At 65.1% G+C, this 14,935-nt stretch carries 13 protein-coding genes; 10 read left to right on the plus strand and 3 right to left on the minus strand.

The genetic code is table 11. From position 1 onward, the window contains the following. Position 1: 1 nt before the first annotated feature. Together ACH5N8_RS14305 and ACH5N8_RS14310 are read right to left on the minus strand one after the other, a co-directional pair. Positions 2 to 979, minus strand: coding sequence for an ABC transporter permease (locus tag ACH5N8_RS14305; protein ID WP_483281802.1), 978 nt, complete (start codon positions 977 to 979; stop codon positions 2 to 4). After that, positions 976 to 3,117 carry an ABC transporter substrate-binding protein gene (locus tag ACH5N8_RS14310; RefSeq protein ID WP_483283201.1) on the minus strand — a complete coding sequence of 714 codons (2,142 nt, stop codon included), beginning with the start codon at positions 3,115 to 3,117 and terminating at the stop codon, positions 976 to 978. Before ACH5N8_RS14310 ends, ACH5N8_RS14305 begins: the two co-directional genes overlap by 4 nt. Positions 3,118 to 3,373: 256 nt before the next feature. Between ACH5N8_RS14310 and ACH5N8_RS14315 the strand changes: the two genes are divergently transcribed. From ACH5N8_RS14315 to ACH5N8_RS14340, 6 genes are read left to right on the plus strand one after another with little or no spacing between them, the layout of a single operon-like run. Next, positions 3,374 to 3,877 carry an OmpH/Skp family outer membrane protein gene (locus ACH5N8_RS14315; protein WP_460027666.1) on the plus strand — a complete coding sequence of 168 codons (504 nt, stop codon included), beginning with the start codon at positions 3,374 to 3,376 and terminating at the stop codon, positions 3,875 to 3,877. 54 nt (positions 3,878 to 3,931) lie between these two features. Beyond that, positions 3,932 to 4,372 carry a 3-hydroxyacyl-ACP dehydratase FabZ gene (gene fabZ, locus ACH5N8_RS14320; protein ID WP_460027665.1) on the plus strand — a complete coding sequence of 147 codons (441 nt, stop codon included), beginning with the start codon at positions 3,932 to 3,934 and terminating at the stop codon, positions 4,370 to 4,372. Then, positions 4,369 to 5,139 (plus strand): acyl-ACP--UDP-N-acetylglucosamine O-acyltransferase, encoded by a 771-nt coding sequence (lpxA, locus tag ACH5N8_RS14325; RefSeq protein ID WP_460027664.1) that lies wholly within the window; start codon positions 4,369 to 4,371, stop codon positions 5,137 to 5,139. The genes fabZ and lpxA overlap by 4 nt, the downstream gene beginning before the upstream one ends. 42 nt (positions 5,140 to 5,181) lie before the next feature. Next, on the plus strand, positions 5,182 to 5,757 hold the full coding sequence (gene rnhB / locus ACH5N8_RS14330; protein WP_483283202.1) for a ribonuclease HII: 576 nt from the start codon (positions 5,182 to 5,184) through the stop codon (positions 5,755 to 5,757). Further along, on the plus strand, positions 5,754 to 6,425 hold the full coding sequence (locus tag ACH5N8_RS14335; RefSeq protein WP_460027663.1) for an MOSC domain-containing protein: 672 nt from the start codon (positions 5,754 to 5,756) through the stop codon (positions 6,423 to 6,425). The genes rnhB and ACH5N8_RS14335 overlap by 4 nt, the downstream gene beginning before the upstream one ends. Beyond that, entirely contained in the window at positions 6,422 to 6,868 is a 447-nt protein-coding gene (locus ACH5N8_RS14340) for a methyltransferase family protein (RefSeq protein WP_483281803.1), read from the plus strand. The genes ACH5N8_RS14335 and ACH5N8_RS14340 overlap by 4 nt, the downstream gene beginning before the upstream one ends. A gap of 132 nt (positions 6,869 to 7,000) precedes the next feature. On the opposite strand, the gene hpnH is transcribed toward ACH5N8_RS14340, so the two are convergent. After that, positions 7,001 to 8,104 carry an adenosyl-hopene transferase HpnH gene (gene hpnH / locus ACH5N8_RS14345; protein ID WP_460027661.1) on the minus strand — a complete coding sequence of 368 codons (1,104 nt, stop codon included), beginning with the start codon at positions 8,102 to 8,104 and terminating at the stop codon, positions 7,001 to 7,003. Between the two features lie 323 nt (positions 8,105 to 8,427). Here hpnH and ACH5N8_RS14350 point away from each other — a divergent pair, with 323 nt between their 5' ends. From ACH5N8_RS14350 to ACH5N8_RS14365, 4 genes are all read left to right on the plus strand, one after another. Continuing rightward, positions 8,428 to 9,486, plus strand: a complete 1,059-nt coding sequence (locus ACH5N8_RS14350) for a phytoene/squalene synthase family protein (protein WP_483281804.1) — start codon at positions 8,428 to 8,430, stop codon at positions 9,484 to 9,486. Positions 9,487 to 9,553: 67 nt separating this feature from the next. Continuing rightward, complete coding sequence (gene shc / locus ACH5N8_RS14355) at positions 9,554 to 11,524, plus strand: squalene--hopene cyclase (protein WP_483281805.1); 1,971 nt, start codon at positions 9,554 to 9,556, stop codon at positions 11,522 to 11,524. A gap of 2 nt (positions 11,525 to 11,526) precedes the next feature. Then, positions 11,527 to 12,273 (plus strand): phosphorylase family protein, encoded by a 747-nt coding sequence (locus ACH5N8_RS14360; RefSeq protein WP_483281806.1) that lies wholly within the window; start codon positions 11,527 to 11,529, stop codon positions 12,271 to 12,273. After that, positions 12,270 to 14,921 (plus strand): MMPL family transporter, encoded by a 2,652-nt coding sequence (locus ACH5N8_RS14365; RefSeq protein WP_483281807.1) that lies wholly within the window; start codon positions 12,270 to 12,272, stop codon positions 14,919 to 14,921. The genes ACH5N8_RS14360 and ACH5N8_RS14365 overlap by 4 nt, the downstream gene beginning before the upstream one ends. Positions 14,922 to 14,935 lie beyond the last annotated feature (14 nt).

Consider the following 14,935-nt stretch of genomic DNA (forward strand, 5'->3'; position numbering starts at 1 on the left):
CTCAGTTGAGCTTCACCCGCGGGTCGACCAGGGTGTAGGAGATATCGGTCAGCAACAGGCCGAGGATGTACAGCACCGAGCCCAGGAACACCATCGCGCGGACGATGGCGAAATCCTGCTGATTGATGGCGTCCAGGGTATAGCTGCCGAGCCCCGGGATGGCGAAGAAGGATTCGGTGATGAGGCTGCCGGTGAACAGCAGCGGCAACACGACGACGACGCCGGTCAGGATCGGGATCATGGCGTTCTTGAGTACGTGGACGAACAGCACCCGCGGCTCGGACAGGCCCTTGGCGCGGGCGGTGCGCACATAATCCTTCTCGACCTCCTCGAGAAACAGGGTCCGATACCAGCGCACGCCGGAACCGATACCGGCGACGACGCCGATCAGCACCGGCAGCAGAACGAACCGCCAGGCCTCGCGACCGCCGTCGTAACCCGAGATCGGCACCAGCAGCAGCAACTTGCCGAACAGATATTGCCCGCCGATGATGTAGAACAGCGTCGAGACCGACATCAGCGCCACGCACAGCGCCGCCCCCCAGAATTCCAGGTAGGTCAGGCGAAAGAACACCAGGAGCAGCGCCAGACCGACATGCACGCTCAGCCCGATGACCAGCGAAGGCACGGCGATGGCCAGCGACGGCCACATGCGCTGGCGGATGTCGGCGCCGATGTCGCGGCCGGCGTCGGAGCGACCGAAGCGGAATGCAAACAGCCCCAGGGACTTTTGCCAGAAGATGGTCTGGGCCAGCCGGCCGCTCCCCGCGGCACCGGCGTTCCAGAACAGCGGCAGATCATAGCCGCGCTCGTGCTTCCACTTGGCGATACCCTGGGCCGTGACATGCTTCTGGCCCAGATGCATGCGTGCCATGTCATCCGGCGTGTTGATCACGAAGAACAGCACAAAGGTCAGGATATTGATGCCCATCAGCAGCGGCAACGCATACAGCAGCCGGCGGATGAGGTAGGCGGTCACGACAGGGCTCCCGCCCGGAGGCGCCGGCGATAGAGGCGCCAGGCCGGCGCGATCAGGCCGACCAGCAGCGCCAGTCCCAGCCAAAGCGGCCAATAGAGCGGCCGGTTCCAGGCCATGCGCCGGGCGGCACGCAGCGGCGCATCGATCCGGAGGTACTTGAGACCGTTGTTGGCCATCAGGTTGGGCTTGAAGTTGCGGTACCAGGCATGGCGCAGGCTGAAGCTCTTGGGGTGAACGCCGAAAACCCAGGGGGCATCGTGACGGACGATGGCCTGCAAACGCTGGATCAATTCAAGACGCTCGGCGCCGTCGGGCAGGCCGCGCATGCGACGGAACAGGCGGTCGAACGCGGGATTGCGGTAGTTGGCGGCATTCTCGCCCCCTTTGTCCACCTTGGCGTTGTCACCGAACAGCAGGAAGAAGAAATTCTCGGGATCGGGGTAATCGGCGTTCCACCCCCAGCGGAACAGCTGGGCATTGCCGTTGGCCATCTTCTGCTGGAACTGGTTGTAGTCGGTGGTGCGCAACACCAGCTGGATACCCAGTTTCGCCAACTGCTTGCGGTACCAGTTGAGCATGGGCTTGTCGTCGACGCCGGACGAGGTGGTGTCGAGGTACAGCACCAGGGCCTTGCCGGTGGCCGGATCAATCCCGTCGGGATAACCGGCCTCCCGCATCAGCTGGCGAGCCACGCCCAGATCCTTGCGCCGGGGCACGCCATCGACCCAGTCGTAGACATGGGGATTGAGGCCCGCCGCGCCCGCCTCGTAGCCGAACAGGCCGGGTGGCAGCATGCCTTGGGCAGCAATGCCGCGGCCGTTCATGAAGATGGCGATGAACTCCTCCTCGTCGATGGCGATGCTGATCGCGCGGCGCAACGCGCTCTTCGGCTCCTCCAGCCCGCCCACCACCGGATCCAGCATGTTGAAGCCGAGGTAGAAGATGGAGGCCGTGACCGCGGTCTGCAGCACGATGCCACGCTCGCGCATCTCCGGCGTCAGTTCGGCGTTGCCGACACCGCTGAACTGTATGGCCTGGTCGAAGTTGTCCGAGGCCAGGCCGGAGGCATCGTAATAGCCCTGCAGAAACTTGTTCCAGTAGGGGATGGTTTCCTTTTCCAGAACGAAGACCACCCGCTCGATGAACGGCAGGCGCCGGCCCGCGTCGGCCAGCAGGCCGGCCGCCGCATCGTCGGCCTCGCCCTCGGCCGGATAGCGCTCCTCATGAAAAGACGGATTGCGCGCCAGCACCATGCGCCGGTTGGGATTGTTCTCGATCAGCCGGTAGGGCCCCGACCCGGCCGGATACCAGTCCAGGCTGATGTTCTTCTCGGCAAGGCCCGGCTGGGCATAAAAGGCATCGACCTCCCAGGGCATGGGCGCGAAGAACGGCATGGCCAGCCAGAAGCGGAACTGCGGATACTTTCCGCGCAGACGGATGCGCAGGTGGCGATCGTCGAGGACCTCGACGCCGGCCAGGGGATAGGCTCGCAAATCGAGCCAGCCGCGACGATCGGCATCGCGCCCGGCGTCGCGGACCAGATACTCGCCGAGCTCGCGCAGGCCGACGATGTATTCGGCCATCATCTCGGCAACCGGCGAATGCACGGCGGGGTGCGCCAGCCGCTTGATCTGGTAGGCGAAATCGGCCGCCGTAACGGAACGGGTGGCGGCCGGACCAAGGTCGGCGAGGGTCTGGACGCCGCCGAGTTGCGTGGCGGTCAGGCTCAGGTTGGGGTGATGGCCGCCGGCATCCTGCGCGAACGCCGGGTGCGGGGCATAGCGGAGATCGGGCCGCAGCACGATGTCGTAGACGCTTTCGACCACAGCCTCGTCCGGCGCATCGTCCGGCAGCAGCCGCCCCTCCGCGTCGAGCAGCCGCACCTCGGGCAGGCGGCTGGCCGCCAGCGGCGAAAGCTCATAGGGCCGCCGGAGATAATGGTATTGCAGCAGCGGCTCGTAGATCTGGGCGATGATCTCGTATTCGTTGGCGCTGTAAGCCCGCGCGGGGTCCAGGTGCTTGGGCCGCTCCTCGAACGAGCGGTAGAGGGTGGCGTCCAGCGACGCCCCGGCAGGATACGGGTTGTTGGGCGGGCTGCCGCAACCCGCGAGCCACAGCAGCCCGCCGCCCAGCGCCATGACCAGCCAGCCGCGCCCCTGCGCAAGCGGGACATGGGGCGGGCATCGGCGACGGACAGGATGACCAGACATGCCCGGATTATATGCGAACCCGCCCGCGCGCCCTGGATGCCGGATCAGCGGGGCAAAACCTGACCCTGTCATCGCCCGGCCTTAGGCAGTTCTTGTATAATCGGGGATGTTGTTGTCTCAAGCGCCTCGCCCAGGGCCTGTGCGGCCAAACCGTTCCGTGATCCAAACCTGTCAGGTATCCCTCATGTCTAAAAAGTTTCTTGCCGGCTTCTGTGGTCTGATGCTGTGCGGCAACCTTGCCGCCGCCGAGCTGAAGGTCGGGGTTGTCGACCTGCGCAAGCTGGTCGACCAGTCCGCGCAGAGCCAGAAATCCCAGGCCGACCTCAAGAAGGAATTTCAGCCGCGCGAAAACAAGCTGGTCAACGAGCAGAAGGAGCTCAAGAAACTCGAGGAAAAGCTGGAAAAGGACATCGCCACCATGAGCGAAGCCGAAAAGCGCAAGATGGAGAAGGATCTCATCGACCGGGGCCGCGAATTCAAGCGCGCCATGGACGAGATGCGCCAGGATTACGGTCTGCGCGCCAACCAGGAGATGGCCAAGATCCAGAAGGTCGTGCAGGAAGCGATTCAGTCCGTCGCCAAGGAACAGAGTTTCGATCTGATCCTGGTTGACGGTGTCGCCTATGCAAAGGAAACCCTGAACATCACCGGCGAAGTCGAGAAGAAACTGGGCGGCGGCAAGAAGTAGTCCCGCGCCCGACCGCTGCCCCGATCAACCCACTCCCCTCTAAAGGTCCTGCCGTTGGATATCCAGGAAATCAAGGAATACCTGCCTCACCGTTACCCTTTCCTGCTGGTCGATCGGGTACTAGAAGTGGAACCCGGCAAGCGCCTGCTTGCCATCAAGAACGTCACCTACAACGAACCGTTCTTCACCGGCCACTTCCCCGCCGTGCCCATCATGCCCGGTGTCCTCATCATCGAGGCCCTGGCGCAGACGACCGGGCTCCTGGCCGGTCGCTCGGTGGAGGGCCTGATGGGCAAGGGCCGCACCTACTACCTGGTCGGACTGGACAAGGTTCGCTTCAAGCGTCCGGTGGTGCCGGGTGACCAGCTGAGACTGGAAGCCTGCTATCTGCGCCACAAGCGCAACATCTGGGCCTTCGAGTGCCGGGCCGAAGTCGACGGTGAATTCGTGGCCAGCGCGGAAATCATGTGCGCGGCGGCGGAGCAGAGCGCTTGATACATCCCTCCGCGATCGTCGATGCCGGCGCCGACATCGCCGACGGCGTCGACATCGGCCCCTTTTCCATCATCGGCCCGGAGGTCCAGATCGGGCCTGGCACGGTGATCGGGCCGCATGTCGTCATCCGCGGACCAACCCGGATCGGCTGCGGCAACCGCATCTTCCAGTTCGCCTCGGTGGGCGAGGATCCCCAGGACAAGAAATACCGCGGCGAAATCACCCGTCTCGAGATCGGCGATCGCAACGTCATCCGCGAATACGCCACGCTGCATCGCGGCACCCTGCAGGACAAGGGAGTCACCCGCATCGGCAGCGACAACCTGCTGATGGCCTATACCCACGTCGCCCACGACTGCATCATCGGCGACGGCGTGATCATGGCAAACGGCGCCTCGCTCGCCGGCCATGTGACCGTGGACGATTACGCCATCCTCGGCGGTTTTTCCCTGATCCACCAATTCTGCCGCATCGGTCGGCACAGCTTTTCAGGCATGGGCAGCGTCATCAGTCGCGACATTCCGCCCTATGTGATGGTTGGCGGCAGCCCGACGCGACCGCGCGGCATCAACAATGTCGGCATGGAGCGGCGAGGCTTCGAGCCGGAGGCCATCCTGCAGGTCAAACGAGCCTTCAAGCTGATCTACAAATCGCGCCTGAAGCTGGAAGAGGCCATCGAGAGTCTGGCCGCCATGACCGAGCTAGCGCCGGAAATCCAGCCGATGGTCGACTTCCTTCGGCAAAGCGGGCGCAGCATCATCCGCTGAATCGCAGGGCGCGACTTCGACATGGACATGCCCGGGTCGGCAATTGCCCCGCTCACGGCCGGGTTCGACGAGGCGGGTCGCGGCTGCCTGGCCGGCCCGGTTCTCGCCGCCGCGGTCATTCTTGCCCCTGGCGCATCGATCGCGGGACTCACGGACTCCAAGAAGCTGACGCCACGGCAACGCCTGTCGCTGGCCGAGGAAATCCGGCAGACAGCCGTCGCCTGGGCGCTGGGCCGCGCCGAACCGCAGGAAATCGACGCCTACAACATCCTTCAGGCCTCGCTGCTGGCCATGCGCCGGGCTCACGATGCACTGGCCGTCAGGCCGGAGCAGGCCCTGATCGACGGCAGCCATGTCCCCGCGCTCCCCTGCCCCGCCCGGGCAATCGTCGGCGGCGATCTGACGGAACCCGCCATCTCCGCGGCCTCGATCCTGGCCAAGGTGGCGCGCGACCGGGAGATGGTGATTGCCGACGCCCTCTTCCCGGGCTATGGCTTCGCCATCCACAAGGGCTACCCGACACCGGCGCACCGCCGGGCACTGGCCGAGCGGGGTCCCTCGCCCCTGCATCGCCGCTCCTTCCGTCCCGTACAGGCAGCGCTGAGGGCAACATCATGATGCAGGTCCTGAGCGTGAACGTGAGTATTGCCAAGCGCCTGCGACACGGGGATCGGGAGATCGAGACCGGCATCGACAAGCAGGCGGTCACGGGCCCCGTCAGCGTCGCCACCGGGGGACTTGCGGGCGATGTGCAGGTCGATCGGAAGCATCACGGCGGCATCGACAAGGCCGTCTATGTCTATACCGAGGAAAACCGGCGCTATTGGGCCGAGCAACGCAACGAGGCAGTCTCTCCACCCGGCCGCTTCGGCGAAAATCTGACCGTGACCGGCATGCCGGACGGGAATGTCCACATCGGCGATGTTTTCGCCATCGGCAGCACCGTCCTGCAAGTCACCCAGCCCAGGGTTCCCTGCCACAAGCTCGGCATCCAGTTCGGCGAACCCGAGTTCGTCGGCGCCTTCCTGGTTTCCGGCCGCGCCGGCTTCTACCTGCGCGTGCTGGAAGAAGGTATCGTGGAGGCCGGCGACATGATCCGCCTCGTCCGCCCGGACCCGGCAAGCGTTTCCATTCGCGACGCGATGCAAGCCCTGATCAAGGGCCCCCACCAGGTGGAGTGGATGAGGCGGGCCCTGGCGGTCGCAGCGCTGTCCGATGCCTGGCGACAGGACCTGACCCGGCGACTGGCGTCCGCATGCATCCCCCCAAGACAGGAGTACCCGTGAACAAGCTGCATCTCTTTCCTCCCCCGCTGGTCGCCTTGCTGCTCATCGGGGCGGCCTACGGCGCCAACCAGGTTTTCCCGGGCCTTGAACTGTTGCCGGCGACCAGCGGTGGCTTCGCCTGGCTGGCCGCCGGGCTGGCGCTGTCGGCATCGACCGCCTGGCAGTTCCGGCAACTGAAGACCACGGTCCTGCCCTACGGCACACCGAGCCAGCTGGTCACGCTGGGCGCCTATCTGTGGACCCGCAACCCCATGTACCTGGGCATCCTGACCGCCCTGATCGGCCTCGCGTTCTACATCGGGACCCTGCCATTCTGGCTGGTGCCGCCGGCCTTCTTCCTGATCATCAACCGCATCCACATTCCCTACGAGGAAGCGCGCCTGACCGACATCTTCGGCGAGGACTATTCGCGCTATACCCGGGACGTGAATCGCTGGCTCTAGCCTCATCAAGCCCAGACACGGCCGAAGATCCCCGCGCCCCCCAAAAAAGCCAAGGGCGGCGGCATGAAAAAGCCGGCACTCCCCGCGAGGGAGGATGCCGGCTTTTTGTCGATCAGCCGGAGAGGGCGCCGCTCAATCCACGGCCTGGATGGAAATCGTCCGCCGCGTCTTGGCCGTCGGCTGCGTCTCGTATTCCGGCACCGGCTCTTCCGCCATGGGGCCTGCGGTACGCGGCCCCATCAGGGAAACCCAGGCCGCCTTGAGCGGGTGCTTCATGGCGTCCTCCACGGCCGAGGCCTCGTAACCGCAGTGCGCCATGCAGTTGGCGCATTTCGGGTTCTTGGCGTTGCCGTACTTGTCCCAGGGAGTTTCCTCCATCAAGGCCTTGAATGACGGTGCATAGCCCTCGTCCACCAGCAGATAGCATGGCTTCTGCCAGCCGAACACGTTGCGGGTCGGATTGCCCCAGGGCGTGCAGTTGTAGCTCTGGTTGCCGGCCAGGAAATCCAGGTAGAGGCTGGAATGATTGAGCTGCCACTTGCGGCCGCGCCCCAGCTTGAAGACATCGCGGAACAGCTGCTTGCTGTCGCGCATCTTGATGAAAATATCCTGCTGCGGCGCATGCTCGTAGCTGAAGCCCGGCGCGATGGTGGTGCCCTCGACGCCCAGTTCCTTGCAGTAGTCGAGGAAAGCGGCGATTTCCGGCGCCGTCTCGCCCTGGAACAGGGTGCAGTTGACGGTCACGCGGAAGCCGCGGCCAATGGCCAGCTTGACGGCGTCCACGGCGCGCTCGAAGACACCCGTCTGGCAGACGGAGGCATCGTGGCGCTCCTCGTTGCCATCCAGATGAATCGAGAAGGTCAGATAGGGAGAGGGCTGGTAGTCGTCGATGCGCTTCTTCAGCAGCAAGGCGTTGGTGCAGAGATAGACATACTTGCCGCGCGCGATGATGCCTTCGACCACCTGGGGCAGCTCCTTGTGCAGCAGCGGCTCGCCACCGGCGATCGAGACGATGGGCGCACCGCACTCGTCGACGGCCGCCAGGCATTCCTCCACGCTCAGACGCCGGTTGAGGATCTCGTCGGGGTAGTCGATCTTGCCGCAACCCGCGCAGGCCAGATTGCAGCGGAACAGGGGCTCGAGCATGAGCACCAACGGATACTTTTTCTTACCCGCCAGCTTCTGCTTGATCAGGTACTTGGCGACAGTGAATTGCTGCCGTAATGGAACGCCCATATGACCTCCAGATAAAAAAATTCGTCGGCTGCGCTTCCCGCGGGAAGCCATGTCCGGCCGGTATCGACGCAACCCGTGATTATGGCGACACCCGGCGCCGGGTGACAAGCCAGAAGCCGCTTTCAATAAGCCAAGCGTAATCCTATAGCGCAGTTGTTTTTTTCTCAACTGCTTTTAGCCAAAAAAGCAACAGAACTTGACGAAAACCACAATAAAGTTAGAATTCGACACCGTGCGCAAGGTGTGCGCGCGTCGTTCATTCAGCCATGACCGACGACGAAAGCCAGGCCAATCAAAGACTTGAAGGAAACCGCTTTCCACTCATGAGCGCGAGCATCCCGCCGATCACACCCCCGTTACTCGATGATCTAGACGACGACGCTTTTCAGGATCACCTGCTGCAAGGGGTGTCGCGCACCTTCGCGCTGACGATTCCCCAGTTGCCGCCGCCGCTGGCAAGACCCGTGGCGAACGCCTACCTGCTCTGTCGCATCGTGGATACCATCGAGGACGAGGTAGCGCTCGATTCGCCGCAGAAACGACAGTTCTGCCACCATTTCGCGCAAGTGGTGCGCGGCGCGTACCCGCCGGAACGCCTGAGCCAGGACCTTGCCCCCCTGCTCTCCACCACGACCCTGCCCACCGAGCACGAACTGATCGGCGTCATCCCGCGCGTCCTCCGCATCACCCATGAACTCGATGCCGAACAGCAGGATGCGCTCGCCCTGTGCGTGGAGATCATGGCCCGCGGCATGGCCGAATTCCAGGATCGCGACCTTCGGCACGGGCTGGCCACGCTCGCCGAGATGGACAGCTACTGTTACTACGTCGCCGGCGTGGTCGGCGAAATGCTGACCCGCCTGTTCTGTCATTATTCCCCACAGATCGCCGCGCATCGGGACGAGATGATGCAACTGGCCGTCTCCTTCGGCCAGGGGCTGCAAATGACGAACATCCTGAAGGATATCTGGGACGACCATGACCGCGGGGTCTGCTGGCTGCCGCAGGATGTCTTCGACCGCACCGGCGGATTCCCGCTGGCGGAGCTTCGCCCGGGCCATGACGACCCGCGCTTCCGGGCCGGTTTCCGGGAACTGATCGGCATCGCCCATGAACATCTGCGCAACGCGCTGCGCTACACATTGCTGATACCGCCACATGAGGCCGGCATTCGCGAATTCTGCCTGTGGGCACTGGGCATGGCCGTGCTGACCCTGCGCAAGATCGCCCGGCACCCCGATTTCCGCGCTTCCGCCGAGGTCAAGATCACCCGCCGCGCGGTCAAGGCCACCATCCTGACCAGCCGACTGTTGCGCTCAAGCAACACCGGCCTCAAGGCCGCCTTCGCTGCCGCGGGCATGGGCTTGCCTGCCACGCACTAGGCCGGCCGCAACCGAATTCACATCGCAACCGTACTGAGAAGCCAACCAAACAGGGGACATCTCAATCATGTTCAAAGATCATCAGGACCCGTCCGAAAATCCCGCCTACCTCCGGCCATCCTACAGCCGCGAGACGGGTGACCCCGTGGAGATCGCCGTCAAAAAGGCGCGGGATTACCTGCTCGACCAGCAGCACGCCGAGGGCTACTGGGTTTTCGAGCTGGAGGCCGACTGCACGATCCCGTCCGAGTACATCCTGATGATGCACTTCATGGACGAGATCGACACGGCATTGCAGGACAAGATCGCCGTCTACCTGCGCCGGCACCAGAACGCGGACGGCAGCTACTCGCTGTTCACCGGCGGCCCCGGCGACATCAGCTGCACCGTCAAGGCCTATTACGCGCTCAAGCTGGCCGGCGACGACATCCACAGCCCGCACATGACATTGGCCCGCGAGTGGCTGCTCGGCCAGGGTGGGGCCGCGCGGGCGAACGTGTTCACCCGCATCATGCTGGCGATGTTCCGGCAGGTACCCTGGCGCGCCGTCCCCTTCATTCCCGTCGAGATCATGCTGCTACCCCGGTGGTTCCCCTTCCACCTGGACAAGGTCGCCTACTGGTCGCGCACGGTGATGGTGCCGCTGTTCATTCTGTGCAGCCACAAGGTCAGCGCGCGCAATCCCTCCGGCATCGGCATACGGGAACTCTTCAGCATCGATCCGGAACTCGAGCGCAACTACTTCTCCCATGTCAGGACGCCGCTCGGCAAACTGGTCCTGGGGCTGGAGCGCGTCGGCTTCGCGCTGGAGCGCTTCATCCCTGGCAGCCTGCGCGCGCGCGCCACCGCCAAGGCCCGCGACTGGTTCATCGAGCGGCTGAACGGCGTCGACGGACTGGGCGCGATCTTCCCCGCCATGGTCAACGCCTACGAGGCGCTGGACTTCCTCGGCTTCCCCCCGGAGCACGAATACCGGCGCATCGCCAGAGAGTCCATCGAACGCCTGCTGGTCATCAAGGAAGACCATGCCTACTGCCAGCCCTGCGTGTCGCCGATCTGGGATACCGGGCTCAGTAGCCTGGCGTTGCAGGAATCGAACAGGATCGAGCACGACGAACGCACCCAGGCCGCCATCACCGCCGGTCTGCGCTGGCTGACCAGCAAGCAGCTGACCGACCATCCCGGCGACTGGCGGGTCCGCCGACCGGATGTCGAGGGTGGCGGCTGGGCCTTCCAGTTCGAGAACACCCATTACCCCGATGTCGACGATTCGGCGGTGGTGGCACATGCCCTGCTGCAAGCGGACAGCGACGAATTCGCCGAGGCCGTTCGCCGCGCCGGCAACTGGATTGCCGGCATGCAGTCCACCGGCGGCGGCTGGGGCGCCTTCGATGCCGACAACACCTATCACTATCTCAACCACATCCCCTTCGCCGACCATGGCGCCCTGCTCGACCCGCCCACCGCGGATGTCAGCGGCCGCTGCCTGATGTTCCTGGCCAAGCTGGCGGAACAGCGCCCGGACTACCGGCCGGTGCTGGACGCCGCGCTGGACTATCTGCGCAGGGAGCAGGAGACCGACGGCTCCTGGTTCGGCCGCTGGGGCACCAACTACATCTATGGCACCTGGTCGGTCCTGGTGGGCTTCGAAACCGCCGGCGTGCCCCAGGACGACCCCGCCATGCGGCGTGCCGTAGCCTGGCTGAAGAGCATCCAGTGCAGCGATGGCGGCTGGGGCGAGGACAATTTCACCTATCACGATCCCAGCGTCGGCAAGCGCGGCCGCTTCCACACCAGCATGGCCTTCCACACCAGCCTGGCCCTGCTGGCCCTGATGGCGGCGGGCGAGGTCAACTCGCCCGCAGTCGCGGCCGGCATCGACTACCTGCTGCGCACCCAGGGCACCGGCGGTCACTGGCATGACCGCTACTTCAACGCGCCCGGCTTCCCCAAGGTTTTCTACCTGAAGTACCACGGCTACGACAAGTTCTTCCCGCTGTGGGCCTTGGCCCGTTTCCGCAACGAACGTCACCGCTGACGGTGCCCTCGATCGGGATTGTCGTCGCCCTGCCGGCCGAAGCCAGGAGTCTCGTCCGCCGGCGGCTGGGATTCGAAAGCCTGCACGCGCTGCCCGGCGGGCACTGGCTGACCGTATCCGGGGCCGGTCCCGAGCGCGCCCATGCCGCAGGTACGCGGCTCATCGAACGGCGCGTCTCGGGGCTGATCAGCTGGGGCTGCGCCGCCGCCCTGGTGGATTCCCTGCAACCGGGTCACCTCGTGCTCGCCGAAACCGTCGTCGATGAGACCGGCGATTGGCACGCCACCGACCCGGTCTGGCGGGAGCGCCTCGCGCGGAACCTGCCCAGCGAGGTGAACGTTCACGGCGGTCCGCTGCAGGGCAGCCGGCAGGTGGTCGACAGCCGCGCGGCCAAGGCCGCGCTGCACGCCGCCACCGGCCACGCCGCGGTGGACATGGAAAGCGCGGCCATCGCCCGCCTCGCCCGCCGGCACACGCTACCGTTCCTGGCGGTTCGCGCCATCGCCGACGATGCCGCCATGGCGCTCCCTGACGCCGTACTCCGCGCCCTGAACCCGCGCGGCGATGTCCGCATGACCACCCTGCTCGGCCAGCTTGCCCGCCGCCCCGGGCAGCTCGGCGAGCTGCTGGCGCTGGGCCGCGCCTTTGGTGCCGCCCTGTCGACGCTGCGGCAGGTGCGCCACGCCAGCGGTCCCGATTTCCTTTTCCCCCCGCCCCCGGGCGCCGCCACACATCGAGACTCCCCATGAGCCGCTCCTCGGATCGTCTTCTCAGATACGCGATGCAGTGGTGGGAGGCCAATTTCATCCGCCATCCCTGGCTGGTCATCCTGCTGTTCGTCGTCGGTTGCGGGTACACCCTGCAGTACACGATGAACAACCTGAAGGTGAACACCAACACGGCCGACGTCATCTCGCTGGACCTGCCCTTCCAGCGCCACCGGCTGGCGCTGGAGAAGGCCTTCCCCCAGGATATCGGCACCGCGCTGCTGCTGGTGGAGGGCAAGACGCCCGAGGCCACGGCAGCCGCGGTCCGCCAGATCGCCGAGCAGGCGCGGCGCGACACCGCCCACTTCAGCGCCGTCTACGTGCCGGACGCGGGTCCGTTCTTCACCCGCAACGGCCTCCTGTACCTGGGGCTGGACGATCTCGAAAAGCTTACCGGCCAGCTGGCCAACGCCCAGCCCTTCATCGGCCGCCTGAGCGAGGACAACACCCTGCGCGGCCTGTCCGGCATCGTCGGCGAAGCGCTCGACGAAACCGGGCAGAGCGATCTGTCGATCGCACTGGACCCGCTGCTGGCCAAGCTGGCCGAGTCCGTCGACGCCACCCTTGACGGCCGTCCCCATCGCCTGTCGTGGCGGCAGCTGATGGCGCCCGAAGCCAGCAGCGGCCTCGGTTTCACCAAGCGCCTGATTCTCGTCAAGCCGGTCCTGCATTACGAAGAGGTCATGCCGGCCGAGGAATCGATCGGCGCCATCGACGCCATTCTGGCCAACACGCTGCGGGGCGAACTGGCCGAGGTCAGCGTGCGCAAGACCGGCGAGGTCGTGCTGGAGCACGAGGAGATGCAGACCATCAGCACGGGTGTCTCGATCGCCAGCGTGGCCTCCCTGGCGCTGGTCTGCCTGACGCTCTGGGTCGCCTACCGTTCGGTGAAACTGGTCTTCGCGACCTTTGTTTCGCTGACCATGGGGCTGATCTTTTCCCTCGGTTTCGCCACCGTCGCCATCGGCCAGCTGAACCTGATCTCGGTGGGGTTTGCCGTGCTGTTCATCGGTATGGGCGACGCCTATTCCTCGCATTTCTGCCTGCGCTACCGGGAACTGATCCTGGAGGGACACGACCAGCGCTCGGCGCTGCAGGAAACGCTGACGTCCACCGGCTCGGCCCTTATCCTCAGCGCCATCACCGGCGCCATCGGGCTGTTTGCCTTCATCCCGACCAGCTTCAAGGGGGTCGCTGAGCTGGGCATCATCGCCGGCACCAGCATGTTCATCGCCCTGTTCACGACCTTCACCGTGCTGCCGGCACTGATGAAGATCATGCCGATACACCCGCCCAAGCGCCGCCCCGGGAAGCCCCGGCGAACCCCGCCGCCGCGGGAGCGAAACTACTCCAACTGGCCCCTGCGCTATGCCGGACCGGTGCGCGTGGCCACGGTTGTCCTGGCGCTGGCCGCCGCCGTGGTATCGCTTGGCGTGCAGGTGGATTTCAACCCGGTCAATCTGCGCGATCCCAACACCGAGTCCGTGCAGACCTTCAAGTATCTGTTGCAGTCCGAGGATACCTCGCCAATGACCCTGGCCTCGCTGGCCCACAGCGCCGAGGAGGCCAGCCAGCTGGAGGAACGTTTCAGGCATCTGCCGACGGTCGACCGGGTGATCAGCCTTCAGGATCTGATTCCGGAGGACCAGGCGCAAAAGCTGGCGCTGATCTCCGACCTGTCGCTGATGATGGGGGCCCAGCTCGACACCTTTCCCGAGCCGGCTGCCGGTGGCGCCACGCCAGAGGCCGTCGGCAGGTTGCACGCGGCGGTTCGCCGGGCCTTGGACCGTGAGCCGCAAATGGCTGTGCTGACGAAACTGGACACGTCGCTGAGCCGGCTGGAAGAACGGCTGCGTTCGGCATCGCCGGATGCCGCCCAGCGGTTGCTGGATACCCTGCAGGACAGCCTGCTCGCCTGGCTGCCCGGCGTGATCCATGAACTCGGCGCCAGCCTCGCCGCCGAACCCGTCACCCGCGCCACCCTGCCCGCCGATCTGGTCGAGCGCTGGGTCAGCCCCGAGGGGCTCTACCGCCTGCAGGTCTACCCCCGGCAGGATCTCAACGAACTGAAAAACCTGCGTGCCTTCATCCTCGACGCGCAACGGGTGGATCCCGATGTGACGGATCTGCCGGTGACCTACCTGGAATCCATGAACGAGGTCATCAAGGCCTTCCAGCAGGCCTTCAGCATCGCCTTCCTGGCAACAACGGTGGTGCTGCTGCTGATCCTGCGCAACATCAAGGATACTCTGCTGGTCCTGCTGCCGCTGTTGCTGGCCTCGCTGTTCACGGCCGCGTCCACGGTCATCCTGAGGGTACCGTTCAACTTCGCCAACATCATCGCCCTGCCGCTGCTGTTCGGCCTCGGCGTCGACAGCGGCATCCACATGGCGCACCGGCTGCGCGAGATCGAGAAGCACGGCGGCAACCTGCTCGACACCAGCGAGGCCCAGGGGGTTTTCTATGGTGCCCTGACCACGGTGTTCAGCTTTTTCAGCCTGGCGCTCACCAGCCACCGGGGCACGGCGAGCATGGGTCTGCTGCTGTCGATCGGTCTGTTGCTGACCCTCGTCTGCGCCCTGGTGGTACTGCCGGCCTTCAGCCAGGCACGAACCCGCGCCGCCCGCTGATCGTGTAAAATTCG

This window comes from Methyloparacoccus sp. NF-16 (genome assembly GCF_056880625.1).